This window comes from Massilia mucilaginosa (genome assembly GCF_011682145.1).
GTDB lineage: Bacteria > Pseudomonadota > Gammaproteobacteria > Burkholderiales > Burkholderiaceae_D > Telluria_A > Telluria_A mucilaginosa.
Window position 1 is genome coordinate 90,148 of the sequence record NZ_WHJH01000011.1, and the last position, 26,107, is coordinate 116,254.

The 26,107-nt window shown below is 63.9% G+C and carries 32 protein-coding genes; 29 read left to right on the plus strand and 3 right to left on the minus strand.

What is annotated here, in order from left to right:
* The first annotated feature begins 53 nt into the window (after window positions 1-53).
* From F2P45_RS12170 to tatC, 25 genes are all read left to right on the plus strand, one after another.
* On the plus strand, window positions 54-1,517 hold the full coding sequence (locus F2P45_RS12170; protein WP_166874798.1) for a glutamate synthase subunit beta: 1,464 nt from the start codon (window positions 54-56) through the stop codon (window positions 1,515-1,517).
* A gap of 498 nt (window positions 1,518-2,015) precedes the next feature.
* Window positions 2,016-2,819, plus strand: coding sequence for an ABC transporter ATP-binding protein (locus F2P45_RS12175; protein ID WP_166874801.1), 804 nt, complete (start codon window positions 2,016-2,018; stop codon window positions 2,817-2,819).
* A complete protein-coding gene (gene mlaE / locus F2P45_RS12180) occupies window positions 2,816-3,595 on the plus strand; it encodes a lipid asymmetry maintenance ABC transporter permease subunit MlaE (protein WP_166874804.1) in 780 nt (259 codons plus the stop codon). The genes F2P45_RS12175 and mlaE overlap by 4 nt, the downstream gene beginning before the upstream one ends.
* 77 nt (window positions 3,596-3,672) lie before the next feature.
* A complete protein-coding gene (gene mlaD, locus F2P45_RS12185; RefSeq protein ID WP_166874807.1) occupies window positions 3,673-4,140 on the plus strand; it encodes an outer membrane lipid asymmetry maintenance protein MlaD in 468 nt (155 codons plus the stop codon).
* Between the two features lie 5 nt (window positions 4,141-4,145).
* Window positions 4,146-5,009, plus strand: coding sequence for an MlaA family lipoprotein (locus tag F2P45_RS12190; RefSeq protein ID WP_166874810.1), 864 nt, complete (start codon window positions 4,146-4,148; stop codon window positions 5,007-5,009).
* A 72-nt stretch (window positions 5,010-5,081) separates the two neighbouring features.
* Window positions 5,082-5,720 (plus strand): MlaC/ttg2D family ABC transporter substrate-binding protein, encoded by a 639-nt coding sequence (locus tag F2P45_RS12195; protein ID WP_166874813.1) that lies wholly within the window; start codon window positions 5,082-5,084, stop codon window positions 5,718-5,720.
* A 37-nt stretch (window positions 5,721-5,757) separates the two neighbouring features.
* Window positions 5,758-6,054, plus strand: a complete 297-nt coding sequence (locus tag F2P45_RS12200; protein ID WP_370663237.1) for an STAS domain-containing protein — start codon at window positions 5,758-5,760, stop codon at window positions 6,052-6,054.
* Between the two features lie 150 nt (window positions 6,055-6,204).
* The gene (locus F2P45_RS12205; protein ID WP_166874818.1) at window positions 6,205-7,134 is read left to right on the plus strand and encodes an ABC transporter ATP-binding protein; all 930 of its coding nucleotides are present in this window, start codon (window positions 6,205-6,207) and stop codon (window positions 7,132-7,134) included.
* On the plus strand, window positions 7,131-7,895 hold the full coding sequence (locus tag F2P45_RS12210; RefSeq protein WP_166874821.1) for an ABC transporter permease: 765 nt from the start codon (window positions 7,131-7,133) through the stop codon (window positions 7,893-7,895). Before F2P45_RS12205 ends, F2P45_RS12210 begins: the two co-directional genes overlap by 4 nt.
* A gap of 15 nt (window positions 7,896-7,910) precedes the next feature.
* The gene (locus tag F2P45_RS12215; RefSeq protein ID WP_166874824.1) at window positions 7,911-8,147 is read left to right on the plus strand and encodes a BolA family protein; all 237 of its coding nucleotides are present in this window, start codon (window positions 7,911-7,913) and stop codon (window positions 8,145-8,147) included.
* A 13-nt stretch (window positions 8,148-8,160) separates the two neighbouring features.
* Window positions 8,161-9,411, plus strand: coding sequence for a UDP-N-acetylglucosamine 1-carboxyvinyltransferase (gene murA, locus F2P45_RS12220; protein WP_166874827.1), 1,251 nt, complete (start codon window positions 8,161-8,163; stop codon window positions 9,409-9,411).
* Window positions 9,412-9,421: 10 nt separating this feature from the next.
* Window positions 9,422-10,096 (plus strand): ATP phosphoribosyltransferase, encoded by a 675-nt coding sequence (hisG, locus tag F2P45_RS12225; RefSeq protein ID WP_166874830.1) that lies wholly within the window; start codon window positions 9,422-9,424, stop codon window positions 10,094-10,096.
* A gap of 19 nt (window positions 10,097-10,115) precedes the next feature.
* Entirely contained in the window at window positions 10,116-11,438 is a 1,323-nt protein-coding gene (gene hisD, locus F2P45_RS12230; protein WP_166874834.1) for a histidinol dehydrogenase, read from the plus strand.
* Window positions 11,435-12,250, plus strand: coding sequence for a DNA-methyltransferase (locus F2P45_RS12235; RefSeq protein ID WP_166874838.1), 816 nt, complete (start codon window positions 11,435-11,437; stop codon window positions 12,248-12,250). The genes hisD and F2P45_RS12235 overlap by 4 nt, the downstream gene beginning before the upstream one ends.
* A 141-nt stretch (window positions 12,251-12,391) precedes the next feature.
* Window positions 12,392-13,486 (plus strand): histidinol-phosphate transaminase, encoded by a 1,095-nt coding sequence (hisC, locus tag F2P45_RS12240; RefSeq protein ID WP_166874841.1) that lies wholly within the window; start codon window positions 12,392-12,394, stop codon window positions 13,484-13,486.
* Between the two features lie 12 nt (window positions 13,487-13,498).
* The gene (gene hisB / locus F2P45_RS12245; RefSeq protein WP_166874843.1) at window positions 13,499-14,110 is read left to right on the plus strand and encodes an imidazoleglycerol-phosphate dehydratase HisB; all 612 of its coding nucleotides are present in this window, start codon (window positions 13,499-13,501) and stop codon (window positions 14,108-14,110) included.
* A gap of 134 nt (window positions 14,111-14,244) precedes the next feature.
* Window positions 14,245-14,883 carry an imidazole glycerol phosphate synthase subunit HisH gene (gene hisH / locus F2P45_RS12250; RefSeq protein ID WP_166874846.1) on the plus strand — a complete coding sequence of 213 codons (639 nt, stop codon included), beginning with the start codon at window positions 14,245-14,247 and terminating at the stop codon, window positions 14,881-14,883.
* 49 nt (window positions 14,884-14,932) lie between these two features.
* Complete coding sequence (gene hisA, locus F2P45_RS12255) at window positions 14,933-15,709, plus strand: 1-(5-phosphoribosyl)-5-[(5-phosphoribosylamino)methylideneamino]imidazole-4-carboxamide isomerase (protein ID WP_166874849.1); 777 nt, start codon at window positions 14,933-14,935, stop codon at window positions 15,707-15,709.
* A 16-nt stretch (window positions 15,710-15,725) separates the two neighbouring features.
* On the plus strand, window positions 15,726-16,487 hold the full coding sequence (gene hisF / locus F2P45_RS12260; RefSeq protein ID WP_166874852.1) for an imidazole glycerol phosphate synthase subunit HisF: 762 nt from the start codon (window positions 15,726-15,728) through the stop codon (window positions 16,485-16,487).
* Window positions 16,488-16,489: 2 nt separating this feature from the next.
* Window positions 16,490-16,936, plus strand: a complete 447-nt coding sequence (gene hisI / locus F2P45_RS12265) for a phosphoribosyl-AMP cyclohydrolase (protein WP_166874855.1) — start codon at window positions 16,490-16,492, stop codon at window positions 16,934-16,936.
* A gap of 10 nt (window positions 16,937-16,946) precedes the next feature.
* Window positions 16,947-17,294 (plus strand): phosphoribosyl-ATP diphosphatase, encoded by a 348-nt coding sequence (locus tag F2P45_RS12270; RefSeq protein ID WP_166874858.1) that lies wholly within the window; start codon window positions 16,947-16,949, stop codon window positions 17,292-17,294.
* A 148-nt stretch (window positions 17,295-17,442) separates the two neighbouring features.
* Complete coding sequence (locus tag F2P45_RS12275; protein ID WP_166874861.1) at window positions 17,443-17,814, plus strand: histidine triad nucleotide-binding protein; 372 nt, start codon at window positions 17,443-17,445, stop codon at window positions 17,812-17,814.
* An 88-nt stretch (window positions 17,815-17,902) separates the two neighbouring features.
* The gene (gene tatA / locus F2P45_RS12280; protein WP_166874864.1) at window positions 17,903-18,124 is read left to right on the plus strand and encodes a Sec-independent protein translocase subunit TatA; all 222 of its coding nucleotides are present in this window, start codon (window positions 17,903-17,905) and stop codon (window positions 18,122-18,124) included.
* Between the two features lie 48 nt (window positions 18,125-18,172).
* Window positions 18,173-18,658, plus strand: coding sequence for a Sec-independent protein translocase protein TatB (gene tatB / locus F2P45_RS12285; RefSeq protein WP_166874867.1), 486 nt, complete (start codon window positions 18,173-18,175; stop codon window positions 18,656-18,658).
* A 33-nt stretch (window positions 18,659-18,691) separates the two neighbouring features.
* Complete coding sequence (gene tatC, locus F2P45_RS12290) at window positions 18,692-19,447, plus strand: twin-arginine translocase subunit TatC (protein WP_166874870.1); 756 nt, start codon at window positions 18,692-18,694, stop codon at window positions 19,445-19,447.
* 58 nt (window positions 19,448-19,505) lie between these two features.
* Here the strand turns inward: tatC and F2P45_RS12295 are convergent, their stop codons facing one another.
* Complete coding sequence (locus F2P45_RS12295) at window positions 19,506-20,165, minus strand: hypothetical protein (RefSeq protein ID WP_166874873.1); 660 nt, start codon at window positions 20,163-20,165, stop codon at window positions 19,506-19,508.
* Between the two features lie 248 nt (window positions 20,166-20,413).
* Here F2P45_RS12295 and F2P45_RS12300 point away from each other — a divergent pair, with 248 nt between their 5' ends.
* Window positions 20,414-21,373, plus strand: coding sequence for a hypothetical protein (locus F2P45_RS12300; RefSeq protein WP_166874876.1), 960 nt, complete (start codon window positions 20,414-20,416; stop codon window positions 21,371-21,373).
* Complete coding sequence (locus F2P45_RS12305) at window positions 21,370-22,335, plus strand: hypothetical protein (protein WP_166874879.1); 966 nt, start codon at window positions 21,370-21,372, stop codon at window positions 22,333-22,335. Before F2P45_RS12300 ends, F2P45_RS12305 begins: the two co-directional genes overlap by 4 nt.
* A gap of 1 nt (window position 22,336) precedes the next feature.
* On the opposite strand, the gene F2P45_RS12310 is transcribed toward F2P45_RS12305, so the two are convergent.
* A complete protein-coding gene (locus F2P45_RS12310; protein WP_166874882.1) occupies window positions 22,337-24,070 on the minus strand; it encodes an extracellular catalytic domain type 1 short-chain-length polyhydroxyalkanoate depolymerase in 1,734 nt (577 codons plus the stop codon).
* 304 nt (window positions 24,071-24,374) lie between these two features.
* Here F2P45_RS12310 and F2P45_RS12315 point away from each other — a divergent pair, with 304 nt between their 5' ends.
* Window positions 24,375-24,860 (plus strand): hypothetical protein, encoded by a 486-nt coding sequence (locus F2P45_RS12315; RefSeq protein WP_166874885.1) that lies wholly within the window; start codon window positions 24,375-24,377, stop codon window positions 24,858-24,860.
* Window positions 24,861-24,879: 19 nt separating this feature from the next.
* Entirely contained in the window at window positions 24,880-25,416 is a 537-nt protein-coding gene (locus F2P45_RS12320) for a DinB family protein (RefSeq protein ID WP_188130140.1), read from the plus strand.
* Here F2P45_RS12320 and F2P45_RS12325 read toward each other — a convergent pair.
* The gene (locus F2P45_RS12325) at window positions 25,370-26,041 is read right to left on the minus strand and encodes a hypothetical protein (protein WP_166874891.1); all 672 of its coding nucleotides are present in this window, start codon (window positions 26,039-26,041) and stop codon (window positions 25,370-25,372) included. The two genes, F2P45_RS12320 and F2P45_RS12325, sit on opposite strands and share 47 nt — an antisense overlap.
* Between the last annotated feature and the right edge of the window lie 66 nt (window positions 26,042-26,107).

A 26,107-nucleotide genomic window follows, 5' to 3' on the forward strand; every position in this document is an offset into this window, starting at 1 on the left:
ACAGTCCGGGCGGGCACCAGGTGCCCGCCGCATAGAACACAAGGAAAAACATCGTGGGTAAAATCACCGGCTTCATGGAATTCAAGCGTCAGGACGAGGGCTATCTCGAGCCTGCGGCGCGCGTCAAGAACTACAAGGAATTCGTTCTCCACCTGAGCGACCCGCAAGCGAAGGTGCAGGCGGCGCGCTGCATGGATTGCGGCATCCCTTTCTGCAACAGCGGCTGTCCCGTCAACAACATCATCCCCGACTGGAACGACCTGGTCTTTCACGGCAACTACCGCGCCGCATTGGAAAACCTGCACTCGACCAATAACTTCCCCGAATTCACCGGCAGGGTTTGTCCCGCGCCATGCGAGTCGGCCTGTACGCTCGGCATCATCAACGACCCGGTCGGCATCAAATCGATCGAGCACAAGATCATCGACACCGGCTGGGAGCACGGCTGGGTGGTGCCGCAGCCGCCGGAAAAACTGAGCGGCAAGAAAGTGGCGATCATCGGCTCCGGTCCGGCCGGCCTGGCGGCGGCGCAGCAACTGGCGCGCGTCGGCCATGCCGTCACCGTGTTCGAGAAAAGCGACCGCATCGGCGGCCTGCTGCGCTACGGCATTCCCGACTTCAAGATGGAAAAGAGCCACATCGACCTGCGGGTCAAGCAGATGGAAGCCGAAGGCGTGACCTTCCGTACCAGCGTGCTGGTCGGCAAAGACTTCCCGGCCTCGGTCAACAACTGGGCCAAGGAAACGATTTTCCCGGAAGACCTGGCAAACGACTTCGACGCCATCGTCATGGCTGGCGGCGCCGAACAGCCGCGCGACTTGCCGGTGCCTGGGCGCGAGCTCAAGGGCGTGCATTTCGCCATGGACTTCCTGCCGCTGCAAAACAAGGTCAACGCCGGCGACAAGCTCAAGGACCAGATCAAGGCCAGCGGCAAGAATGTGGTCGTGATCGGCGGCGGCGATACCGGGTCGGACTGCGTCGGCACCTCGAACCGCCACGGCGCCGCCTCGGTGGCCCAGTTCGAACTGATGCCGCAGCCGCCCGAGCAGGAAAACAAGCCGCTGGTGTGGCCGTACTGGCCGACCAAGCTGCGCACCTCGTCCTCGCACGAAGAAGGCTGCGAGCGCGACTGGGCGGTGGCGACCAAGCGTTTCGAAGGCAAGGGCGGCAAGGTCGAGAAGCTGATCGCCTGCCGTGTCGAATGGAAAGACGGCAAGATGATCGAAGTGCCGAATTCCGAATTCGAGATGAAGGCCGACCTGGTGCTGCTGGCGATGGGCTTTGTCTCGCCGGTGCAGCAGGTGCTGGACGCCTTCGGCGTGGAGAAGGATGCGCGCGGCAACGCCAAGGCCACGACCGATGGGGACGGCTGCTACGCCACGTCGGTGCCGAAGGTATTCGTCGCCGGCGACATGCGCCGTGGGCAGTCGCTGGTCGTGTGGGCGATCCGCGAAGGCCGCCAGTGCGCCCGTGCCGTCGACGAATTCCTGATGGGCGAATCCGTCCTCCCCCGCTAAAACCACCGGTGTCAGGTCTGACATTCGGACACGAGCCGAGCCTTCAACCCCGGTGTCAGGTCTGACATTCGGACACGAGCTCAGCTTTAGAAAACCGCCATGCGATTTTTACAGCCGGGCCTGTGTCCGAATGTCAGACCTGACACCCGGCGAGTGTCCGAATGTCAGACCTGACACCCGGCGAGACACCCGGCGAGACACCCGGCGAGACACCCGGCGAAGTGTCTCTTTTTTCACCTATTTCCACGCTGTTGTATGCATGAAGTAATGTAAAGTTACATAAACGCATTGTTGGGCCGGAGTAATAAGTCCGCCTTCGAACCAATTCCTTCCGCACCGCTATCCCAGCAAAAACAAGGACTTAGCCTCGAAAATATCTGACCCGCCGTTCAGTAGTGTTGTATTCTGACCTCGGGCACCCATGCTGGATCGGGGGCCTCTCAGCAGAGATTGCCCTTTCTGCACTACAATACGCCATTCCCAAATATGAACAGCGCCGTGTCTAATCTTGTCGAAATCCGCGATCTACATTTTTCTTACGGCGACCGTTCGATCTTGTCGAACCTCCGGATGGACTTCCCACGCGGTAAGGTCGTGGCCGTCATGGGCGGTTCCGGCTGTGGCAAGACCACGGTGCTGCGCCTGATCGGCGGCCAGATCCGCCCGCAAAAGGGCTTCGTCAGCGTCGCCGGCGAAACCGTCCACGAACTCGATACCGATAATCTGTACCGCCTGCGCCGCAAAATGGGCATGCTGTTCCAGTTCGGCGCCCTGTTCACCGACTTGACCGTCTTCGAAAACGTCGCCTTCCCGCTGCGCGAACATACCGACCTGCCCGAAGAGCTGATCCGCGACCTGGTGCTGCTCAAGCTCAACGCGGTCGGCCTGCGCAATGCCGCCAGGCTGAAACCGGCCGAGATTTCCGGCGGCATGGCGCGCCGCGTGGCCGTGGCCCGCGCCGTCGCGCTCGACCCGGAACTGATCATGTACGACGAGCCCTTCGCCGGCCTCGATCCGATTTCGATGGGCGTTACCGCCAACCTGATCCGCAGGCTCAACGATGCACTCGGCTCCACCTCGATCCTGGTGTCGCACGATGTGCACGAGTGCTTCGCGATCGCTGATTATGTGTACTTTATGTCCGCTGGGAAGATTGTTGCCCAGGGTACGCCGGCCGACATGCGCGTGTCCGACGACCCTTACGTCAAGCAGTTCGTCAACGCCGCGCCCGATGGCCCCGTGCCGTTCCACTATCCCGGCAAGTCGCTGGCCGAGGACCTGGGCCTGGGAGAGCGCAAGTGATCGCTAACTTCTTCGGCGCCGTCGGCCAGTCCGTGCGCGAAAACATCGCCAGCGTCGGTTTCGCGACCCGCTCCTTCTTCACCCTGCTGGGCGTGACCCCGGGCGCGCTGCGCCGTCCGGGCCTCATTTCCGAGCAGATTCACTTCATCGGCAATCATTCGCTGGTGATCATCATCGTCTCCGGCTTGTTCGTCGGCATGGTGCTCGGCCTGCAGGGTTACATTACCCTCACGCCCTACGGCGCCGAACAGAAGCTCGGCCAGGTGGTCGCGCTGGCGCTGGTGCGCGAACTCGGGCCGGTCGTGACCGCCCTGCTGTTCGCCGGCCGCGCCGGGACCTCGCTGACCGCGCAAATCGGTTTGATGAAAGCCGGCGAGCAACTCTCGGCCATGGAAATGATGGCGATTAACCCGGTGCAGCGCGTGCTGGCGCCACGTTTCTGGGCCGGCGTCATTGCGATGCCGATCCTCGGCACCATCTTCAGCGCCGTCGGCGTGCTTGGCGGCTACCTGGTCGGCGTGCAGCTGATCGGCGTCGACGAGGGCGCGTTCTGGTCGCAGATGCAAGCGAACGTGGATGTGCAGCATGATGTCGTCAACGGCATCATCAAGAGCTTCGTGTTCGGCATCGCCGTTACCTTTACCGCGCTGTTCCAGGGCTACCAGGCCCAGCCAACGCCGGAAGACGTGTCGCGCGCCACCACCCGTACCGTTGTGATCGCGTCGCTGACCGTGTGGGGTCTGGACTTCGTGATGACCGCGATAATGTTTAACTAAATACCGTTTAACTAAATACCGTTCAACTATTGAATCTGGCGGCACACAGCGCCGCATAACACGAGTTAGGAAATCAAATGCATCGTAAATCCATCGACGTCTGGGTCGGCCTGTTTGTTCTGCTGGGTCTGGCAGCGCTGCTGTTCCTCGCCCTCAAGGCCGGCAATATGAGTACATTGTCGTTCGGCAAGACCTATCTGGTCCAGGCCAAGTTCGACAATATCGGCGGGCTCAAGCCGCAGGCACCGGTGAAAAGCGCCGGTGTGGTGGTCGGGCGCGTGGGCGATATCAAGTTTGATGACAAAACTTATCAGGCGCTGGTAACCTTGGAATTGGAGACGGGCTATAACTTCCCGAAAGATAGCTCGCTCAAAATCCTCACTGCCGGCCTGCTCGGTGAACAGTACATCGGTATTCAGGCAGGTAACGACGATGCCAACAAGCTGGTCAATGGTGACCGGATCACCACGACCCAATCTGCCACCGTGCTGGAAGACCTGATTAATCAGTTCATCTACAGCAAGGCGGCTGACGGAAAGGAATAAGAGCAATGACATTCATGAAGCCGAACCGCGCCCCGACCTGGCGCGCCAGCGCTGCCGCCCTGGTGGCCATTGCCACCTTGAGCGGTTGCGCCACCAACAACCCGCGCGACCCGCTCGAGCCGTTCAACCGCACGATGTTCAAGTTGAACGACACCATCGACCAGGCCGCGCTGAAACCGGCCGCCACCGCCTACAAGAAGGTGTTGCCGAGCTTCGTGCAAACCGGCGTGAACAATTTCTTCGGCAACCTGTCCGATGTCTGGACCGGCGCTAACAACTTGATGCAAGGCAAGGGCGAGCAAGGCATGTCCGACTGGACCCGCGTGGCGCTCAACTCCACCTTCGGCATCGGCGGCCTGTTCGATATCGCTTCCGAAGCGGGCCTCAAAAAGCACAACGAAGACTTCGGCCAGACCCTCGGCTACTGGGGCGTGCCGAGCGGCCCGTACCTGATGTTGCCGCTGCTCGGTCCATCGACCGTGCGCGATACCTCCGGCCTGCCGGTCGACATGGCCGCCAACGGCTGGTCCCACGTCGATCCGTCCTCGACCCGCAACATCGGCACGGTGGTGCGCGTGATCGATGCGCGCGCCAACATCCTGGACGCCTCGAACCTCATGGAAGAAGCCGCCCTCGACCGTTACGAATTCATCCGCGACGGCTTCCTGCAGCGCCGCCAGGGCCAGGTGTTCGATGGCGAAAGCTCGCGCAAGGCATTGAACGAGGCCAACGAAGGTCCGGCCGACGCGAAGAGCATCCGCGCCGCCTACGCCGACGACGCGCCGGCTAGCGATGCGGCCCCTGCGACGCCAGCGTCCACGCCGGCCCCTGCCGCACCGGCTGTGTCATCCGAAACGCCCTCGAAGTAGTTAACCGTTAAACTGGGCTGTCAACGCACAGTCCAGTACGGGTAAAACACGCAACCTTTTCGAAAAGAGCTTATGAAACTGATCAAACAACTTATCGCCCTCGCGACGGTGGCCGTTGCCACCAGCGCCATCGCCGCCGCCCCTGCCGAAGCACCGGACGCGCTCGTCAAACGCATCAGCGCCGACGTGATCGACACCGCCAAGACCGACAAGGATATCCAGGCCGGCAACCAGAAAAAGGTCATGGACCTGGTCGAAAGCAAGATCTTGCCGCACGTTGACTTCATGCGCATGACCCAGCTGGCCGCCGGCCGCGCCTGGCGCGATGCCTCGCCCGAGCAGCAAAAGCAGCTCTCGAACGAGTTCCGCACCCTGCTGATCTTCACCTACTCGGGCGCGCTGTCGCAGATCAAGAATGAAACCGTCGAGTTCAAACCGCTGCGCGCCGCGCCGGAAGACAAGGAAGTCGAAGTGCGTTCGCAAGTGAACGTCGCCCGCGGCGAGCCTGTCACCCTCAACTATCGCCTGGCGCAAACCCCGGCCGGCTGGAAGATTTTCGACATCAACGTGCTGGGCGCGTGGCTGGTGGAAACCTACAAAGGCACGTTCGCGTCCGAAATCAACAAGTCCGGCATCGATGGCCTGATCAAGACCCTGGCCGAGCGCAACAAGAAGCTGGCCGCCAAGCCGCTGGCCAAGCCACTCAAATAGTATGGTTCAAACCAACACCGTGGTTCAAACCAACATCGTGGTTCAAACCAATAAGCTCGAGAACATCGATACCCTGACCGTGCACAACGCCAAGGCGGCACTGGTCCAGGGTTACGATGCGATCACGGCGGGTCAGACCGTGTTCGATTTCGGCTCCGTCAAGGTGGCCGATTCGTCCGCGGTCGCGGTCCTGCTCGCCTGGCAGCGCGCCGCGCGCAGCGCCGGCGTGGTGCTGTCCTATGTCAATCTTCCGGACAGCCTGAAAAGCCTGGCCGCGCTGTACGGCGTCGATGCCTTCCTGGTGGACACTCCCGCCAACCTGCACCACCATTGATCCTGCCTTTGGGGAGGCGCCCGCGCCTCTCCACTCCCCCTGCCTGTAACTCCGGGCAACTCTGTTTCTCCCGATTTCCCCTATAATTGACGGCTCACCCCGCAATGTCTCTGCATGCTGTATAGACATTTGCTCACCCAAAAAAGACGCATGACAGCGATTCAAATTACCAACGTCGAGAAAAGCTACAAGGCCCTCAAAGCCCTGGGTGGCGTCTCCCTGACGATTGAAGAAGGCGAGTTCTTCGGCCTGCTCGGCCCCAACGGCGCCGGCAAGACCACCCTGATCTCCACCATCGCCGGCCTGATCCGCCCCGATGCGGGCACGGTCGCCATTCACGGCCACGATGTCGTCACCGATTTCCGCGAAGCGCGCAAGAAGCTCGGCGTGGTGCCGCAGGAACTGGTGTTCGATCCTTTCTTCACGGTGCGCGAAACCTTGCGTCTGCAATCGGGCTATTTCGGCCTGAAAAACAACGACAAATGGATCGACGAGGTCATGGGCAATCTGGACCTGACCAACAAGGCCGATGTGAACATGCGCGCGCTCTCGGGCGGCATGAAGCGGCGCGTGCTGGTGGCCCAGGCGCTGGTCCACAAGCCGCCCGTGATCGTGCTCGACGAGCCGACCGCCGGTGTCGACGTCGAACTGCGCCAGACGCTCTGGAAGTTCATCTCGCGCCTGAACAAGGAAGGCCACACGGTGGTGCTGACCACCCACTACCTGGAAGAAGCGCAAGCGATGTGCCAGCGCGTGGCCATGCTCAAGGGCGGCAAGGTGGTCGCGCTCGACACCATGTCGGCCCTGATCCGCCGCATCTCGGGTTCGCAATTGATCGTGCACCTGGCCAGCGGCAGCCTGCCGGAAGACCTGCGCCATTTGGTGTCGCACGACGAACGTGACAACGGCAATGGCAATGGCGGCGGCATGAAATACAGCCTGCGCGTGAACGAATACGGCGAAGTCGAACAGATTTTGGCGCGCCTGCGCGAGAGCGGCGCCGTCATCGACGAAATGCAGCTGCAGCAGGCCGACCTGGAAGACATCTTCCTGCAGATTATGGACAAGGGCGCACTATGAACATGTTTTCGGTGGGCTTCCAGACCCTGCTCTACAAGGAAATGCTGCGCTTCTGGAAGGTGGCCACGCAAACCGTGGCCGCGCCGGTCCTGACGGCCATGCTGTACCTGCTGATCTTCGGCCACGTGCTCGAAGGGCACGTCAACGTGCGCGGCGTGAACTACACCGCCTTCCTCATTCCCGGCCTGGTGATGATGAGCGTGCTGCAGAATTCCTTCGCCAACTCCTCGTCCTCGCTGATCCAGTCCAAGATCACCGGCAACCTGGTATTCATCCTGCTGCCGCCGCTGTCGCACTGGGAGATCCTGTCGGCCTACGTGCTGGCCTCCGTGGTGCGCGGCCTGACGGTCGGCGCCGGGGTGTTCATCGCCACCGTGTGGTTCGCCAAGCTGTCGTTTTCCGCGCCCCTGTGGATCCTGGCCTTTGCGCTGCTGGGCGCCGCGATCCTCGGCACCATGGGCGTCATCGCCGGCATCTGGGCCGAAAAATTCGACCAGCTGGCCGCGTTCCAGAACTTCCTGATCATGCCCGCCACGTTCTTGAGCGGCGTGTTCTACTCGATCCACTCGCTGCCGCCGTTCTGGCTCACCGTGTCGCATTTCAATCCGTTTTTCTACATGATCGACGGCTTCCGTCACGGTTTCTTCGGCCAGTCCGACGTCTCGCCGTGGACCAGCCTTGCGATCGTGTCGGCCTTCTTCGCGGCCCTCGCGGGTATCGCCATCAACCTGCTCAAGCGCGGCTACAACCTGCGCCACTAATCAGAGGAACCTATCGTGGCTACCACACCAGAACTTATTCACGGCTACATCAGCGCCGGTCTCGAATGCACCCACCTTGAAGTGGACGGCGACGGCCAGCACTTCACCGCCGTCATCGTCTCGCCGGCGTTTGCCGGCAAGCGCCCGATCCAGCGCCACCAGATCGTCTACGCTGTGCTGGGCGAGCGCATGCGCGAAGAAATCCACGCGCTGTCGATGAAAACGCTCACCCCAGAAGAATACCAAGGATAAAAGGATAACAAGCATGGACAAGCTCCAAGTGGTCGGAGGCAAGCGCCTCGAAGGGGAAATCGTCATTTCGGGCGCCAAGAACGCGGCCTTGCCGATTCTGTGCGCCGGTTTGCTCACCTCGGGCGACCTCGAACTGTCGAACGTACCGCGCCTGCACGACGTCAAGACCATCCTCAAGCTGCTGGCCCAGACCGGCCTGAAGGTGGCCCAGGACGACGAGCGCGTGACCCTCAACGGCAGCGCCATCACCACCCTGGAAGCGCCGTATGAGCTGGTCAAGACCATGCGCGCCTCGATCCTGGTGCTCGGTCCCCTGCTGGCGCGCTTCGGCGAAGCCAAGGTCTCGCTGCCGGGCGGCTGCGCCATCGGTTCGCGTCCGGTCGACCAGCACATCAAGGGCTTGCAGGCGCTCGGCGCCGAGATCACCATCGAAGGCGGCTACATCTACGCCAAGTGCAAGAAGCTCAAGGGCGCCCGTATCCGCACCGACATGATCACCGTCACCGGCACCGAGAACCTGCTGATGGCCGCCACCCTGGCCGACGGCGAAACGATTCTGGAAAACGCCGCGCGCGAGCCGGAAGTGACCGACCTGGCCAACCTCTTGGTGGCCATGGGCGCCAAAATCGAGGGCATCGGCACCGACCGCCTGGTCATCCAGGGCGTGGCCGAACTGCACGGCGCCAGGCACGCGGTGATCTCCGACCGCATCGAAGCGGCTACTTTTCTGTGCGCGGTGGCGGCCACCGGCGGCGACCTCCTGCTCAAGAACACCCGCACCGACTATTTTGACGTGGCGCTCGACAAGCTGCGCGAGATCGGCCTGGTCATGACCATGGGTCCCGATTCGATCCGCGCGCAGATGGGCGGCCGCCCGAAGCCGGTGTCGTTCCGCACCACGGAGTATCCGGGCTTCCCGACCGACATGCAGGCCCAGTTCATGGCCGTCAATACCATCGCCTCGGGCAGCAGCCGCATTACCGAAACGATTTTCGAGAACCGCTTCATGCACGTGCAGGAGATGAACCGTCTCGGCGCCTCGATCCAGACCGAGGGCAACACCGCCCACGTCAAGGGCGTCGACAAGCTGGTGGGCGCGCCTGTGATGGCGACCGACCTGCGCGCCTCGGCCTCGCTGGTGATCGCCGCCATGGCCGCGCAAGGCACCACCATCATCGACCGCATCTATCACCTCGACCGCGGCTACGACCGCATGGAAGTGAAGCTGTCGGCGGTGGGCGCCGATATCGTCCGCATCAAATAAAGAAGACACGATGAGCACATTCAGTAACCCGGCCAACTCCCAGCTGATCCTGGCGCTGTCGAAGGGCCGCATCTTCGACGACACCATGCCTTTGCTCGAAGCGGCCGGCATCACCGTCACCGAAAACCCGGAGACCTCGCGCAAGCTGATTTTGGCGACCAACGATCCGAACGTGCGCGTCATCATCGTGCGCGCGTCCGACGTGCCGACCTACGTGCAGTACGGCGCCGCCGATTTCGGCGTGGCTGGCAAGGACGTGCTGCTCGAGCACGGCGGCGAAGGCCTGTACCAGCCGATCGACCTGAACATCGCCAAATGCCGCATGTCGGTGGCGGTGAACGCCGGCTTCGACTACGACAAGGCGGTGCGCCAGGGCGCGCGCCTGCGCGTGGCCACCAAGTTCGTCCAGACCGCGCGCGAACACTTCGCCGCCAAGGGCGTGCACGTCGACCTGATCAAGCTGTATGGCTCGATGGAACTGGCGCCCCTGGTCGGCCTGTCGGACGCGATCGTCGACGTGGTCTCCACCGGCAGCACCCTGCGCGCCAACAACCTGGTCGAAGTCGAAGAGATCATGGACATTTCATCGCGCCTGGTGGTGAACCAGGCCGCGCTCAAACTCAAGCGCGAGCGCCTGCAACCGATTCTCGACGCCTTCGAACGCGCGTCGCGCCTGAACAACTAAAGATTTAGAAACGACTATCATGACCATCCAGATCCGCCACCTCGATTCGGCCCAGCCGGACTTCAAACAACGCCTCGATACCCTGCTGGCCTTCGAAGCGTCCACCGATGAAGCGATTGAAAAATCGGTGGCGGCGATCCTGCATGACGTCAAACATCGTGGCGACGCCGCCGTCCTTGAGTACACCAACAAATTCGACCGCATTCCCGGCGGCGCCGCCAGCATGGCCGCCTTCGACGTGCCGCAAGCCGAACTGCGGGCCGCACTCGATGGGCTGCCGGCAGCCCAGCGCGCGGCGCTGGAAACGGCCGCCGAACGGATTCGCGTGTTCCACGAGCGGCAAAAAGAAGAACTGCGCGGCTTCACCTACACCGAACCCGATGGCACAGTGCTGGGCCAGAAAATCACCCCGCTCGACCGGGTCGGCATCTACGTCCCGGGCGGCAAGGCGGCCTATCCGTCGTCGGTGCTGATGAACGCCGTGCCGGCCAAGGTGGCTGGCGTGGCCGAGATTATCATGGTGGTGCCGACCCCGGACGGCGTGAAGAACCAGATGGTGCTGGCCGCCGCCGCCATTGCCGGCGTGACGCGCGTGATCACCATCGGCGGTGCGCAAGCAGTTGGCGCACTGGCCTACGGCACCGCCAGCATCGCCCCGGTCGACAAGATCGTCGGCCCCGGCAACGCCTATGTGGCCGCGGCCAAGCGCCGCGTGTTCGGCACGGTCGGCATCGACATGATCGCCGGCCCGTCCGAAATCCTGGTCCTGTGCGACGGCAGCACCGACCCGGACTGGGTCGCGATGGACCTGTTCTCGCAGGCCGAGCACGACGAACTGGCGCAGGCGATCATGCTGTGCCCCGACGCCGGTTACATTGCCAGGGTCGAAGCGAGCATCCACAAGCTGCTGCCGACCATGCCGCGCGCCGACACCATCCGCACCTCGATGACCGACCGCGGCGCGCTGGTCAAGGTGCGCGACATGCAGGAAGCGTGCGACATCGCCAACGCCATCGCCGCCGAGCACCTGGAAATTTCGGCCGAGGACCCGCAGCAGTGGGCCGATAAGATCCGCCACGCCGGCGCCATGTTCCTCGGGCGTTTTTCGTCCGAGTCGCTGGGCGACTACTGCTGCGGTCCGAACCACGTGCTGCCGACCTCGCGCACCGCGCGCTTTTCGTCGCCGCTTGGCGTGTACGACTTCCAGAAGCGTTCGTCCGTCATTTTCGTCAGCGAAGCCGGTGCGCAAACGCTCGGCAAGGTCGCGGCCGAACTGGCCTATGGCGAAGGCTTGCAGGCGCACGCCCGCAGCGCCGAACTCCGATTGCGACCGTCGGCATGAGCGACTGGCTCAATCAGGTATTTTGCGAGGATGCGCTGAGTGGACTTTCGCGCATCCCGGATGGTTCCATCGACCTGATTCTGACCGACCCGCCATATAACCTCGGCAAGGACTACGGCAACGACTCCGACCAGCAAAGCGTGGCCGATTACCTGGCCTGGACCGAGCAATGGATTTCCAGGGCGCTGCCCAAGCTCAAGCCCAACGGCAGCCTGTACATCTTCCTGACGTGGCGCTTTTCGCCCGAGATTTTTGTCATGCTCAAGCAGCGCATGACGATGATGAACGAAATTATCTGGGACCGCCGGGTGCCGTCGATGGGCGGCAGCGTGAGGAGTTTCAGTTCGGTGCACGATACCATCGGCTTTTTTGTGAACCGCAAGGACTATTACTTCGATCTGGACGCGGTGCGCATTCCCTACGACGCCGCCACCAAGAAGGCCCGTTCGCGCTCGATTTTCGTCGGCGCCAAATGGCTGGAAGTGGGCTACAACCCGAAGGACCTGTGGAGCGTGTCGCGCCTGCACAAGGAACACCCGGAGCGCGCCGACCACCCGACCCAGAAACCGCTCGAGATCATCGAGCGCATGGTCAAGGCATCGTGCCCGCCGGACGGCGTGGTGATGGACCTGTTCATGGGCAGCGGCACCACCGCCATGGCGGCCAAGCGTTGCGGGCGCAATTTTGTCGGCTTCGAGCTCAATGCCGCCTACTGCGACATCATCGCCGCGCGCCTGGCTTCGCCGCCGGAGCAGGAAATGGTCAAGAAGCGCAAACCGCCCAAAAAGACCGCGAAGGCTGAAAATGCTTAGAACTGTCATTCCCACCACCACCGCCAGCGCCGTCGTTCCCGCGCAGGCGGGAACCCAAGTTCGCCGATCCGCCGACGGCTACGGTACGAACTTGGATTCCCGCCTGCGCGGGAATGACGGTAACTTAAGGAGCAAAGCAGCATGAGTTTCATCGACACGCTGATCGCCAACACGATCCGTCCCGAGGTCCAGGCCGACCACGCCTACGTCGTCGCCGACGCCGACGGCTACATCAAACTCGACGCGATGGAGAACCCGTACTCGCTGCCTGCCCACCTGCGCGAAGAACTGGGCCGGCGCCTGGCCGGCGCGGTCCTGAACCGCTATCCGCTGCCAAGCAACGCCGCGCTCAAACATAAAATCTGCACGCGCCTGGGCGTACCAAGCGGTTACGACGTCATTCTCGGCAACGGCTCCGATGAGCTGATCTCGATCATGGCCACCGCCGTTTCGGGCGGCACGCGCCACCCGGCGATCCTGGCGCCGACGCCCGGCTTCGTGATGTTTTCGCGCTCGGCCATGCTGGCCGGCGCCGACTTCGTGGGCGTGCCGCTGCGCGCCGACATGACGCTCGACAAAGCCACCATGCTTGCCAAAATCGCCGAGCACAAGCCGGCGCTGGTGTTCCTGGCCTACCCGAACAACCCGACCGGCAACCTGTTCGACCCCGGCGAGATGGTCGAGATCATCCGCGCCGTCGGCGACACCGGCATCGTCGTCGTCGACGAAGCCTACGGCCCGTTCGCGCGCACCTCCTTCATGGAGCGCCTGCCCGAGTTCGAGAACCTGGTCGTCATGCGCACCGTCTCGAAACTGGGCCTGGCCGGCATTCGCCTCGGCTACATGGCCGCCGCCCCCAGGCTGCTGGCGCAATTCGAAAAGGTGCGCCCGCCGTACAACATCAATGTGCTGACCCAGACCGCCGCCGAATTCGCGCTCGATCATATCGAGGTGCTGAACGACCAGGCCACCCTGCTGATCGAAGCGCGCGAAAAACTGGCGGCCGACCTGGGCGCGCTGCCCGGCGTGACCGTGTTTCCGTCGGCCGCCAACTTCCTGCTGGTGCGCCTGCCGGACGCCGACGCCGCCGTCGCACGGCTCGACGCGGCCAAGGTACTGATCAAAAATGTGAGTAAAATGAACGGATTGGGCGGATGCATCCGCGTGACCGTGAGCACACCTGAAGAAAATGCTGTTTTCCTGGATGCCGTCAAGGCATCGCTGACTTCGCACTAACCGAGCCTCCCCATGAACATCGCAGACCTCACCGCAGACCGCACCGCAAGCATCACGCGCAACACCAACGAGACGCAAATCCGCGTCGCCATCAACCTCGATGGCACCGGCCAGCAAAAGCTCAACACGGGCGTGCCTTTTCTGGACCACATGCTCGACCAGATCGCGCGCCACGGCCTGATCGACCTCGATATCGAGTGCGTGGGCGACCTGCACATCGACGCCCACCACACGGTGGAAGACACCGGCATCACGCTCGGCATGGCGGTGGCCAAGGCGATCGGCGACAAGAAGGGCATCCGCCGTTACGGCCACGCCTACGTGCCGCTGGACGAAGCGCTGTCGCGCGTGGTGATCGATTTTTCCGGCCGTCCGGGGCTGGAAATGCACGTGCCCTGGAAGCGCTCGATGATCGGCAATTTCGATGTCGACCTGGCGCATGAATTTTTCCAGGGTTTCGTCAATCACGCGCTGGTCTCGCTGCACATCGATAACCTGCGCGGCGAGAACGCGCACCATCAGTGCGAAACCGTGTTCAAGGCCTTCGGGCGCGCGCTGCGCATGGCGGCCGAACGCGATGCGCGGTCGGCTGGCACGATCCCGTCGACTAAAGGTAGTCTGTAACGTCATCGTCGCCGTCGTTCCCGCGCAGGCGGGAACCCATAGCACCGCCGATTCGCCAATGTGCTATGGATCCCCGCCTTCGCGGGGACGACGGTAGAAAGCGCGTCTGTCTCCGATTAAGAACCTGAATTGCTATGAATAAAATTGTTGTGGTCGACTACGGTATGGGCAACCTGCGCTCGGTGGCGCAAGCCCTGCGTGCCGTCGCTCCTGAAGCCAAGGTACTCATCTCCGGCGATGTGGCCGATATCGATTCGGCCGACCGGATCGTGCTGCCCGGCCAGGGCGCCATGCGCGACTGCATGGCCAGCCTGCGCCAGTCCGGCGTCGAGGAAGCCCTGCTGCGCGCCGCCGCAAGCCGTCCCGTGATGGGCGTGTGCGTCGGCGAGCAAATGCTGTTCGACGCAAGCGAAGAAGCCGACACCCCCGGCCTGGGCCTCTTGCCCGGCAAAGTGGTGCGCTTCCAGCTCGACGGCCGCCTGCAGCCGGACGGCTCGCGCTTCAAAGTTCCGCAGATGGGCTGGAACCGCGTCAAACAAGTGCGCCAGCATCCGCTGTGGCAGGGTATCCTCGACGATAGCTACTTCTATTTCGTGCACAGCTACTATGTCCAGCCCGACGATGCCAGCCTCACCGCCGGCGAAACCGATTACGGCGCGCCGTTCTGTTGCGCCGTCGCCCGCGATAATATTTTCGCGACCCAGTTCCATCCGGAGAAAAGCGCCGGTGCCGGCCTGCAGCTGTACAAGAACTTCGTCCACTGGAATCCCTGATTGTCATCCGGTCACCCAATCACCCAACCCAACTAAGCGATAACCGATCATGCTGCTCATTCCTGCCATCGACCTCAAAGACGGTCACTGCGTTCGCCTCAAACAGGGCGATATGGAACTTGCCACCGTCTTCTCCGAAGACCCCGCCGAAATGGCGCTGCACTGGCTCAAGCAGGGCGCGCGCCGCCTGCACCTGGTGGACCTGAACGGCGCCTTCGCCGGCAAGCCGAAAAACGAAGCCGCCGTCAAATCGATCCTGCAGGTGGTGCAGGAGTTCGCCGTCGATAACGATATCGACGAGATCCCCGTCCAGCTGGGCGGCGGCATCCGCGATCTCGACACCATCGAGCGCTATCTCGACGACGGCATCACCTACATCATCGTCGGCACCGCCGCCGTCAAAAACCCCGGCTTCCTGCACGACGCCTGCGGCGCCTTCCCCGGCCACATCATCGTCGGCCTGGACGCCAAGGATGGCAAGGTCGCAACAGACGGCTGGAGCAAGATGAGCGGCCACGAAGTGATCGACCTGGCCACCAAGTTCGAAGCCTACGGCGTCGAATCGATCATCTACACCGACATCGGCCGCGACGGCATGATGGGCGGGATCAATATCGAAGCGACCGTCAAGCTGGCCCAGGCCGTGAGGATTCCCATCATCGCTTCCGGCGGCCTGCATAACCTGGGCGATGTCGAAGCGCTGTGCGCGGTGCAGGAAGAGGGCATCGAAGGCGTGATCTGCGGCCGTTCGATCTACGAGGGTACGATCAACCTGGCCGAAGCCCAGGCGCGCGCCGACGAACTCACCGAAGGCGACCTGGCGTAAGCCGGAAGAACACACCATGCTCGCAAAACGTATCATTCCCTGCCTCGACGTGACCGATGGCCGCGTCGTCAAGGGCGTCAATTTCACCGAACTGCGCGATGCCGGCGACCCGGTCGAAATCGCGCGCCGCTACGATGAGCAGGGCGCCGACGAAATCACTTTCCTCGACATCACGGCGTCCTCGGACGAGCGCGACCTGATCCTGCACATCATCGAAGCGGTGGCCTCCACCGTGTTCATTCCGCTGACGGTCGGCGGCGGGGTGCGCAAGGTCGAAGACGTGCGCCGCCTGCTCAACGCCGGCGCCGACAAGGTCAGCATGAACACCTCGGCCGTGACCAATCCCGACCTGGTGTTCCAGGCCTCGCAAAAGCACGGTTCGCAGTGCATCGTGGTGGCCATCGACGCCAAGCAGACCGCGCCCGGCAAGTGGGAAGTATTCACCCATGGCGGGCGCCGCGCCACCGGTCTCGATGCGGTCGAATGGGCGATGAACATGGAGCGCCTCGGCGCCGGCGAGATCCTGCTCACCAGCATGGACCGCGACGGCACCAAGGTCGGCTTCGACCTGGGCCTGACCCGCGCCGTGTCGAACGCGATCGGGATTCCCGTGATCGCCTCGGGCGGCGTGGGCGGCCTGCAAGACCTGGCCGACGGCATCAAGGTCGGCAAGGCCGACGCGGTCCTGGCGGCGAGTATTTTCCACTACGGCCAGCATACGGTCGGCGAAGCGAAGCGCTTCATGGCCGCGCAGGGCATTCCGATGCGTCTGGATTGAACATGACACCAACGATAACGAGTAGTGCGGCCAATTTCAGCTGGCTGAAAAAGGTGCGCTGGGACGAGAACGGCCTGGTGCCGGTGATCGCCCAGGAAGCCGGTTCCAACGATGTGCTGATGTTCGCCTGGATGAACCGCGACGCGCTGGCGCGCACGGTCGAACTGGGCGAGGCGGTGTACTGGAGCCGCTCGCGCAAGAAGCTGTGGCACAAGGGTGAAGAATCGGGCCACATTCAAAAGGTGCTGGAAATCCGCCTCGACTGCGATGAAGACGTGATCCTGCTGAAAATCGAGCAGGCCGGCGCAATCGCCTGCCACACCGGCCGCCATTCCTGCTTCTATCAAAAGTTCGAGGGCGACGCCAAAAGCGGCGACTGGCAGGTGGTCGAACCGGTGCTGCAGGATCCGCAAACGATTTACGCCAATCCCAAGAATAGCACCCCATGAAGGGCACACCATGAGCCAGACCCTCGCCCGCGTGGCGCAAACGATCGAAGCGCGCAAGCTCGAAAACGGCGGCGACCCGGCCACCTCGTACGTGTCGCGCCTGTTTTCCAAGGGCGACGACGCGATCCTGAAAAAGATCGGCGAAGAAGCCACCGAGCTGGTGATGGCCGCCAAGGATGCGCGCGTCGATGGCGATGCTTCCCAAGTGCTGTACGAATGCGCCGACCTGTGGTTCCATTCGATGGTGCTGCTGGCCCGATTCGACCTCTCGCCGCAGCAGGTGCTCGACGAGCTGGCGCGCCGCGAAGGCCTGTCCGGCCTGGCCGAAAAAGCCGCCCGCCCTGGGGACCCCCGATAAACCTACTGCGCGGCGCAATTTTCGCCCTGCGATGCTCACCGTACCTTCGTACGGCTGCGCTTCTCGGACTGCGCGTCCCGGACGAAACTTGCACCGCTCGCTACGGTTTCTCGAGGTCCTCTTATTTCTAACTCTACGGAAACTGTCCATGACCGACTGCCTGTTTTGCAAAATCGCCGCCAAGCAAATTCCATCGAGCATTGTCTACGAGGATGAAGAGTTGCTGGCGTTCAAGGATATCCATCCGGCCGCACCCGTGCACCTGCTGGTCATTCCCAAGGTGCACGTTGCAACCTTGTCCGAATGCAACGAATCGCACGGCGTACTGCTCGGCAAGCTGCTGGCGCTGGCGCCAAAACTTGCCAAGGAGCACGGCTGCGAAGTCACCTACGATGCCGGCGGCAAGCCGGCCGGCGGCTACAAGACACTCATCAACAGCGGTCCGGATGGCGGCCAGGAAGTCTATCACCTGCACCTGCACATGATCGGCGGCCCCCGTCCGTGGACCGGTCAACGCTGACAATGCGGCAGGAATGCCCGGCATCGCGTAGAATACGCGGCGTAAGCTTTCGCGAATTCGGGCGCGTGTGCCTCGACAGGAGAAAATGATGGGTGGACTGAGTGTTTGGCATTGGCTGATCGTGTTGCTTGTCGTTGTGTTGGTTTTCGGAACCAAAAAACTCGGCAACATGGGTGGCGATATTGGCAAGGCCGTCAAGGGCTTCAAGGATGGCGTGCGCGGCGACGAAGACAGCAAGCCGGTGGTTCCTTCGCAGGTGACGGACAAGACGACCATCGACGGCGAAGCGAAAGAGAAAACGAAGTTCTGATGACCGTGCGTGCCCCGGCACGCGCCTTGTCCGACACTTCCAGACGCCATGATCGATCTTGGACTCTCTAAACTCGCCATCATCGGCGTGGTTGCACTTATTGTCATCGGCCCTGAAAAGCTGCCCAAGGTGGCGCGCATGGCGGGCACCCTGTATGGACGCGCCCAGCGCTACCTGCATGATGTCAAGTCCGAGGTGAGCCGCGAGATCGAGCTCGATGAACTGCGCAACCTGCAAAAGGAAGTGCAGGAAACAGCCCAGTCGATCAAGGACAGTGTCGAAAACACCATCGCCCAGAACATCGACGATGTCGATGCCGCCTGGCGCGACCTGCCCTCCTCAAACGCGCCCAGCGCCACCATGAGCGACCTGGAGCGCAAGGCGCGCGACTTCCGCCGCAAGAAGCTGGTGCGCAATTCGGCCGTCCCTGGCTGGTACAAGCAGCGCCACGGCGGCAAGGCCCACATCATGTCGGGCGCCGCGCGCGTGAAAAAATTCCGCCCGCGCTCGTCGTCCACCTCGTCCTTCTTCTAAACCGGTTCTTCCACCTACCTCCTTGAATCCTCAATGACAGATAAAGCAGCGGGCGAAGAGACCTTTATCTCTCATCTGGTCGAATTGCGCGACCGCCTGGTCAAGGCCACCATCGGCATCGCCATCGTGTGCGCCGCGCTGATGATGTGGCCTGGACCGGCCCGGATTTACGACATCATCGCCCAGCCGATGATCGCTTCGCTGCCGGTCGGCTCGAAGATGATCGCCACCGGCGTCATCTCGCCGTTCCTGGTGCCGATGAAAGTGACCCTGGTGCTGTCGATTATCCTGGCGCTGCCGTGGGTGTTCTACCAGATGTGGGCCTTCATCGCGCCCGGCCTGTACCAGCACGAAAAACGCCTGGTGCTGCCGCTGGTGGTGTCGTCCTCGTTCCTGTTCATGAGCGGCGTGGCGTTCTGCTACTTCTTCGTGTTCGGGCGCGTGTTCAAGTTCATTTCCGACTTTTCGCCGACCTCGATCGCGGTCACGCCCGACATCGAGAACTATCTCGATTTCGTCATGTCCATGTGCCTGGCCTTCGGCGCCACCTTCGAGGTGCCGGTGGTGGTGGTGATTCTGGTGCGCATGGGGATCGTCAGCGTGGCCAAGCTCAAGGAAATCCGTCCCTACGTGATCGTGGGCGCATTCGTGATCGCCGCCATCGTCACGCCGCCGGACATCGTCAGCCAGTTTGCGCTGGCCTTGCCGATGTGGATCCTGTTCGAACTCGGCCTCTTGATCGCGCCGGCCTTCGTGCGCGCCACCCAGGCGCCGGAAGAAGCGGCGTAAAGACGCCGCAGCTGCCGCGGTTTCTGTTCCCTGCGGCGGTGCTCGCCTTTCCCGGCCGCTAGCGCGTCAGGTACACCACCGTCGACTCGCTGTCATCACCGCTTCCTACTTGCGTTGCCCTCATGTTCGGCAGCGTTTCCCCCAGATTGGCCAGCACGGCCGGCATTGCGCTTTCGAGCAGGTCGGCACTGGCCGGGTTGACCTCGACCCGGCAGGTTTTGGTGCGGCATTCAAGCACCCTGACCTGCGGTTCAAGCCCGGCGTTGGCACGCGCCAGCGCCGTGCGCACCGCCGCTGACGCCTGGCTGCTCCACGCATGGTCCACCGGTTCCGCGCGAAACATGGTCTCGGCCGGGGCCACCCCCGGCGTTTCGGGCGTCACCGGGGTCGCCAGCGTGGCGGCCGGCTGCGCTGCGGGCGGCGCGGGCGACGCGCGCGTGAGTATCATGCGCAGCTCGGCCACTTCACGCCGCAGAAGGGCCACTTCCTGGCGCAGCTGCATGACGTCGTTCGGTAGCGGTGCCTCTGGCGGCGCCAGCGCCGGCGCGGCGCGCAGCGGCGGCGCTGGCACGGCCCGGGCAGGCCCGGAAGCCGGGACGGCAGCCACTGGCGGCGCCGCCTGCGCCGGTGCGGGCGCCGGGGTATCGTCGTCGCCGCCGCAGGCGCCCAGCATGGCCATGACGGCCAGCAATATGGTTGCGGAAATCATTCGCCTCATGGGTCCTCCTGCGGACATGTGGATCTGGCACGGCGGCGTGCGCCATGCCGGCCGCGGAAATGCCGCTGCCGATACGTCCAGCCTAGGAGTTGCGGCGCGCGCGCGTATGAGGTGCATCAATCGTCCCGGGTCGGAATCGGCTGCCTGCTCGCCTTGCGCCAAACAAGCTGCGGGCAAGGCTTCCGGCCTGAAATAGCTTGGCAACCGGTAAGGTAAGATGGGTTGTTTTCATCCCCGTTTGCGATCCGATGCGTTCAGCCATTTTGTTTCCTGGTATTCTTTTCGGCGTGCTGCTGGCGTCTTGCAGCGAGCACAAGACGGCCACGCCGCCAGCTGCCGCCGCGCCGCCTGCCAGCGCCAGCGCAGCCGGTGCCGGGGACGGCCGCGATATCGACATGCCGCCCGATCCGCCCACGCCCGCGCAGCGTGCAGCCGAGGCGGCCTTGCGAAAAGAGCGCCTGGTCCTGATGCAGGCCCTCTTCGGCCAGGCGTATCAGCCGCAGACGTCGCAGGCGACCATCGAGGCCGCCGAACCGGGCCGTCCCGGCACGCGCCGCTACGCGCTGCTTGCGATCGCCCACACGTTTTTGCCGGACGGGGACGCCGTGCTGGTCGGTGTCGGCGGGCAAACGGACGAACAAGGCCACGCAAGCGCCCATCGTCTCGACGCCGGCCTGCTCAACGTGTTCATCCTGCGCAAGGTCGATGGCGCATGGACGCAGCTGCGGCACCATGCCAACGTCATCGCGCTGGCGAACGACCTGTGGATGAACAAGGCGGTGTTCGTCAACCTGGCGCCCGGTAAGCCGGGGCTGGCGATGCTGGTTGGATTCAATTCGCAAGGCGAGGAGCGCACCCTGCTGTCGCCGTTCGACCTGGGCGCCGCCACCCTGCGCGACCTGGCGGGCCAGCCGATCCATATTGCATCGGGCAACCGCGCCGGCTGCAATCCCTCGGGGCCGGCCACCTGTTTCAACATCGCGGGCGGCTGGCACTTCGCGCCCGCGGCAGGCGCAGCGGCCTACAACGACCTGGTAGTGACGCTCAAGGGTGAAGAAGACATTAAACAGCGCCGCAAGACGCCTGGGCCGGACGGGGGCGAATACCAGACCGCCGCAACCCGCAAGCTCGGCGGCACGGCGCGCTACGCCTGGAACGGCAGCGCCTACACGCTGGTCGAGGGCGCCAACAAGGAACCACACGCATGATGCCCACATCCGCTTTGCTAACCAGGCTGTTCCTGTGCGCGCTCCTGTGCGCCTGCCGCGAGCAGCGGCCTGCCGCCACCCCAGCCGCGCCGGCCGTGGCGGCGAGCGCTTCCGCTACGGCAGCGGTGACCGCGCCCCCTGCCAGCGAGGCCGTGCCCGCGCCGCCGGCGCCCACGCCGGAACAACTGGAAGCCCAGGCCGCCGGAATGCGCGAGCGGGTCGTGCTGATGCAATCCATCTTCGGCGGCAAGTTCAATCCCGTGCGCAACGACGCCACCATGCAGCTGAGCGTGCCGGAAGAGCCTGGAATGCAGGTGTACACCATCGAACCGGTGGCGCACACCTTCCTGCCCAATGGCGACGCGGCGCTGGTCGCCAACGCCTTGCGCGGCGACCGCGGGCCGGACGACGGCCGCGTTCGCACCGAAGGCGGGCTGCTGAACATCTTCATCCTGCGCAAGACCGAGGGACGCTGGGCGCTGCTCAAGCACCATACCAATATTGCGCGCATGGGCAGCTGGGAGAGCATCGGCAGGGCCAGGTTCATGCAGCTCGCTCCCGGCAAACCGGGGCTGGCCATGCTGCATGGCTTCGCCATGATGGATTATGCCCATCGCCGGCTGTCCCTGTTCGACCTGACTGCCGATCCGGTCCGTTCGCTCACCGGCGACGGCATCACCATCTTCTTCTCCACGTCCGGCTGCGTTCCCGAGGAGGAAAACATCTGTTCCGATATCGTGGCGGGCTGGCGCTTCGCCCTGCCCGCCGCACAAGCCGACTACAACGACCTGGTCCTCACCTTCGTCGGCCAGGACGACGGCAAGAAGGAAGCGCGCCGCAAGGGCCAGGAAGGCCCGGTGCTGGCCTCGGACATCACCAGCCTGAACGGATCGGCACGCTACGCCTACAACGGCAAGACCTACGTGCTGGTCGAAGGCAAGAACCCGGCGCCGCAAGAATGAACTACGGACAGTTCCCAAGCACGTAATGCCCGGGTGAGGTCTGCGCCAGGGTCTGGATGTAGAACAGATTGTCCAGCCCCATGTTCTGGTTCGACCCGTTGGCCAGCGCATAGCCGCCGCTGTCATGCGCGCGACCGGCCTGCACGTGGGCAAAGTTGCTGGCCGTGACCGTGCTGCAGGTAAAGCCGCTGGTGGTGCTGGCGCTCACGCCGGCCGACAGCCCGCTTTCCAGCGCGCCCGCCACCGACGAGGCCTGGTAGGTGTAGGCGGTGGACGGCGCCAGGCCGGTATCGGTGTACCCCGTGCCCGCGAGCGGCGCCGGCGTGACCTTGGTGCCGTTGCGGTAGACGTTGTAGCCGCTGGCCCCGCTGGCCGCGCTCCATGACAGGGCGATGCTGCTGGCGCTGGCGGTCCCGGCCTTCAAGCCGGCCGGCGGCTGCACGGCCGGCACCGGTCCCACCAGGAACTGAGGCAGGGTGCAGGGCGCCGAGGTCTGGCCGGTGGCGGCGCTGGTGGCCGTGACAGTGCCGCTGTAGTAGCCGTTGGCCAGCGCGTAGGCGATGCTGAAACCGGCGCCGCTGCCGGCTTGCGCGTCATTGACCGGCGTGGCGCCGGAGAGCACCACGCGGTAGCTGCCGATGGCGCCGGCCGCATCCACGCCCGCGCCGCTGATGGTGGCGGCGTTGCCCGCCACGCTGGCCGCGCAGGCCATCATCACCGGCGCCGCGATGACACTCGCGCGCAGATTGTTCCTGAACCAGAAATCCATCACGAAGGCAGGATAATTGACCTTGGTGGCGTCGACGAAGTGAGCGTTCTGCCCGCCCGGTCCGGCCGGCCACGCGTGGCCCATGCCGGTCACCGCGATTTCCGAGGTGCGCAGCTTGCCGTTGCTGTCGGTGTAGGGCGTGTTGCTGCCGCCGCCAGGAACTGTTGCCGTTGCGCCCTTGCTGAACACGCCGCCGTAGGCGATGCGCATGGCCGCCGCATCGATCGGCCCGTAGGCGGGCGCCACCGTGTAATCGCTGGTGCCCCAGATCACGCTGGCGATCTGGGTGGCGAACTTGCCTTGCTGGGCGCCAGCCATGGTGCTGCACTTGTTGGCTGCCGTGTTGGCATTGAACCCGGAAGGCACGCTGCCGATCTGCATGATGGTGGTGCCCGGCGGTGGCCCCGCGTTGATGCCGATGCCGGCAAACACATCCGGCGCCAGGCAGCCCAGCACCATGGTCTGGCCGCCGCCCGAGGACAGGCCGGTCACATACACCTGGTTCGGATCGATCGCATAGCGCGCATCGGCCAGGAAACGGCTGACCAGGTTCAGCAGCACGCCATCGTGGCCGCTGGCGCGGTTGTGGTTGGTGAGGCTGTAATCCCAGCAATGGCTGCCGGAGATATTGCCGGTGGCATTCGGCGCCAGGATCACGGCGCCGTACTGGTCGGCCACGGCTTTCCAGTTGAAGCCCTTGTCCGCGCCGGAATCGATGACGTCGCCGGCCGCCGTTTGCTGGCAGCCATGCAGCACCATCACCAGGGCGCGCTTGCCGCCCAGCACGGGCTGACTCGCGGGCCAGTAAAAGTAGCCGCTCAGGTTGCCGCCGTTGACGCTGTCCGCGCCCCAGGTCTGGTTGCCGCTCCAGGCGCCGGGGCCGGCCTGGACTTGCGCCAGCGCGCCTGCTGGCAGGCACAGCAGTAAGGAGGCCGCGCAGCGGCCGAGAGAGTGCTTGATTTCCATGATGTCTCCATTTTTCTGTATTGAAAATACGGGAAGGCTGCGGGTGCTTGCAGGGAAGAGCTCGGTGGGGGCGTCAGGGATACCGCGCTTGGCGGCCAGCCTTCGGGACGGTTCACGGGAAGTAACAGCTGGAAATAATTCTACCGGAGGGGTATCGGAAAATTGCGTGCCCGGACGGAGCGTCCCGGCACGATGCTTGTGCGTAATTGCACAGGGGCATACAGCGGGCGCGCCCGATGTGAGGCACAATGACAAGCCGCGCAGCCGTCCGCTGCGTTGATTGCTTGATTGATTGGGAGTGATAGTGTCGGTGCTTGCCGCAGGTCTGTTTGGTGCCTTTGCCGCCTGGTTTGCCGTGCGCTGGATCAGCGCGCGCCTGCGCACCGGCGCCGGCGACGGCACGCTGGCGTTCGCGCCCTTCCTGGAGCGGCTTGGCATCCTGCAATTGCTGGGGGTGGCCGTGCTGGTCTGGGTGGCGCTGTCGCGCGAGCACGACAGTTACACGGCGCTGGTCGCGCTGGCGCTGGTGCTGGCCATCGGCGGAGTCTACTGCCTGTGCGAAGGCATCATGACGCGCGGCAAGGTGGACGATGGCGGTATCATCTTCATCACGCCATGGGGCGGCAGGCGCAACGAGGCGTGGCATGACTTGCGCAGCGTGCGCTACCGTTCGTCGTGCGGCATGTACGTGCTCAAATTTCGCAGCGGCAGCGTGATTCGCCTGTCGGTGCTGCTCAGCGGACACGGCGCCGTGCTGCAACACCTGCGCGCGCGGGGCCACCGTGTCTGAACTGGCCCACCTGCGCCTGATGGCCGGCTACAACAGCTGGATGAACCAGAAACTGTATGACGCCGCCGCCACGCTGCCCGCGCACGAACTGGCGGCCGAGCGCGGCGCTTTCTTCGGCTCGCTGCTCGGCACGCTAAACCACCTGGTCGCGGGAGACACCATCTGGCTGCGGCGCTTCGCCACCCATCCGGCCCGGTTTGACGCGCTCGCTCCGGTGCTGGCGCTGCCCGCCCCAGGCGGGCTGGACGCCATCCACAGCGCCGACCTGGCCGTGCTGGGCGCGCACCGGCGCATGCTGGACCAGGTGATCGCCACCTGGACCGCGCAGCTCGCCGAGGCCGATCTCGACCATGTGTTGCATTACGCCAGCACCAAAGGGATTCGCTCGCAAAAGCGCTTCGGCGACCTGCTGCTGCACTTTTTCAATCACCAGACCCATCATCGCGGGCAAGCGAGCACCTTGCTGTCGCAGGCTGGCGTCGACCTCGGCGTGACCGACTTGCTGATGCTTATCGAGAACGTGGCGGATCATGGCGCGCCACCTGCGCCGGCCTGAGTCCGGCGCTACCGGCCAGGGCCGCATGGCGCCTGAGCGAGCGCACCACCTGATTATATGAATCGACCATGGCGGCCACCAATACCTTGCCCTGAGGCGTGCGGGTGTAGCCGTCGGCCCCCGCAAAGCCCCCATTGAAAAAGCCGCCCGCCGCGCCGAAACGCCAGTGGCTGGCGCTGCCCTGCGCCACGGCCAGCGCGGCGCCCGAGCGGTTGTCGGTCAGCGTGAGCAGGGTGGACGGCTGCAGCGCGATATCGTGCAGGGAGCCGAGGCGCCCGACGGCGCCATCGTCGCCGAAGCTGAGCGAGGACGTGGCGGTGTAGTCGGAGGGGGTGAGTATGCGCTCACTGTGCGCGGAACGGGCGTCAGCCAGGGCGAAGCAGTTCGATGCCCGCACCATCAGGCGCAGCAGCGGCAGGCTGCCGGACAGTTCGGCGTCCGTGCCGGGCCGGTCCGGCGCGCCGAAGCTCAGGGTGCCCAGGGCGCGCGGGCAATGCTCGAGCTGGCTGTTAGGCGGTTTGATGCTGGCAGGCGGCGCGGCGGCCGGCGGCGGCCGGCTGGCGCAGCCGGCCAGGGCCATTGCTGTCAGGGCGATGAGCAGGGCAGGGTTTGGGCCTGGCGTCATGGCGTGTCCTTTGCGTGAAGTTGAACAGAACTTCACACATTGTAACGATGCAAGAAGACAAGTAAC

Excerpts from the sequence above, each read along its gene's own strand:
- F2P45_RS12325 (WP_166874891.1), bottom strand. The coding sequence starts at position 26,041 with ATGACGCCAGGCCCAAACCCTGCCCTGCTCATCGCCCTGACAGCAATG.
- tatA (WP_166874864.1), top strand. The coding sequence starts at position 17,903 with ATGGGTGGACTGAGTGTTTGGCATTGGCTGATCGTGTTGCTTGTCGTT.
- hisH (WP_166874846.1), top strand. The coding sequence starts at position 14,245 with ATGAATAAAATTGTTGTGGTCGACTACGGTATGGGCAACCTGCGCTCG.
- hisD (WP_166874834.1), top strand. The coding sequence starts at position 10,116 with ATGACCATCCAGATCCGCCACCTCGATTCGGCCCAGCCGGACTTCAAA.
- mlaD (WP_166874807.1), top strand. The coding sequence starts at position 3,673 with ATGCATCGTAAATCCATCGACGTCTGGGTCGGCCTGTTTGTTCTGCTG.
- F2P45_RS12195 (WP_166874813.1), top strand. The coding sequence starts at position 5,082 with ATGAAACTGATCAAACAACTTATCGCCCTCGCGACGGTGGCCGTTGCC.
- hisC (WP_166874841.1), top strand. The coding sequence starts at position 12,392 with ATGAGTTTCATCGACACGCTGATCGCCAACACGATCCGTCCCGAGGTC.
- F2P45_RS12190 (WP_166874810.1), top strand. The coding sequence starts at position 4,146 with ATGACATTCATGAAGCCGAACCGCGCCCCGACCTGGCGCGCCAGCGCT.
- tatC (WP_166874870.1), top strand. The coding sequence starts at position 18,692 with ATGACAGATAAAGCAGCGGGCGAAGAGACCTTTATCTCTCATCTGGTC.
- F2P45_RS12205 (WP_166874818.1), top strand. The coding sequence starts at position 6,205 with ATGACAGCGATTCAAATTACCAACGTCGAGAAAAGCTACAAGGCCCTC.
- F2P45_RS12270 (WP_166874858.1), top strand. The coding sequence starts at position 16,947 with ATGAGCCAGACCCTCGCCCGCGTGGCGCAAACGATCGAAGCGCGCAAG.
- F2P45_RS12275 (WP_166874861.1), top strand. The coding sequence starts at position 17,443 with ATGACCGACTGCCTGTTTTGCAAAATCGCCGCCAAGCAAATTCCATCG.
- F2P45_RS12305 (WP_166874879.1), top strand. The coding sequence starts at position 21,370 with ATGATGCCCACATCCGCTTTGCTAACCAGGCTGTTCCTGTGCGCGCTC.
- F2P45_RS12310 (WP_166874882.1), bottom strand. The coding sequence starts at position 24,070 with ATGGAAATCAAGCACTCTCTCGGCCGCTGCGCGGCCTCCTTACTGCTG.
- hisF (WP_166874852.1), top strand. The coding sequence starts at position 15,726 with ATGCTCGCAAAACGTATCATTCCCTGCCTCGACGTGACCGATGGCCGC.
- F2P45_RS12320 (WP_188130140.1), top strand. The coding sequence starts at position 24,880 with ATGGCCGGCTACAACAGCTGGATGAACCAGAAACTGTATGACGCCGCC.
- murA (WP_166874827.1), top strand. The coding sequence starts at position 8,161 with ATGGACAAGCTCCAAGTGGTCGGAGGCAAGCGCCTCGAAGGGGAAATC.
- tatB (WP_166874867.1), top strand. The coding sequence starts at position 18,173 with ATGATCGATCTTGGACTCTCTAAACTCGCCATCATCGGCGTGGTTGCA.
- hisA (WP_166874849.1), top strand. The coding sequence starts at position 14,933 with ATGCTGCTCATTCCTGCCATCGACCTCAAAGACGGTCACTGCGTTCGC.
- F2P45_RS12295 (WP_166874873.1), bottom strand. The coding sequence starts at position 20,165 with ATGAGGCGAATGATTTCCGCAACCATATTGCTGGCCGTCATGGCCATG.
- F2P45_RS12300 (WP_166874876.1), top strand. The coding sequence starts at position 20,414 with ATGCGTTCAGCCATTTTGTTTCCTGGTATTCTTTTCGGCGTGCTGCTG.
- hisI (WP_166874855.1), top strand. The coding sequence starts at position 16,490 with ATGACACCAACGATAACGAGTAGTGCGGCCAATTTCAGCTGGCTGAAA.
- F2P45_RS12210 (WP_166874821.1), top strand. The coding sequence starts at position 7,131 with ATGAACATGTTTTCGGTGGGCTTCCAGACCCTGCTCTACAAGGAAATG.
- hisB (WP_166874843.1), top strand. The coding sequence starts at position 13,499 with ATGAACATCGCAGACCTCACCGCAGACCGCACCGCAAGCATCACGCGC.
- hisG (WP_166874830.1), top strand. The coding sequence starts at position 9,422 with ATGAGCACATTCAGTAACCCGGCCAACTCCCAGCTGATCCTGGCGCTG.
- F2P45_RS12235 (WP_166874838.1), top strand. The coding sequence starts at position 11,435 with ATGAGCGACTGGCTCAATCAGGTATTTTGCGAGGATGCGCTGAGTGGA.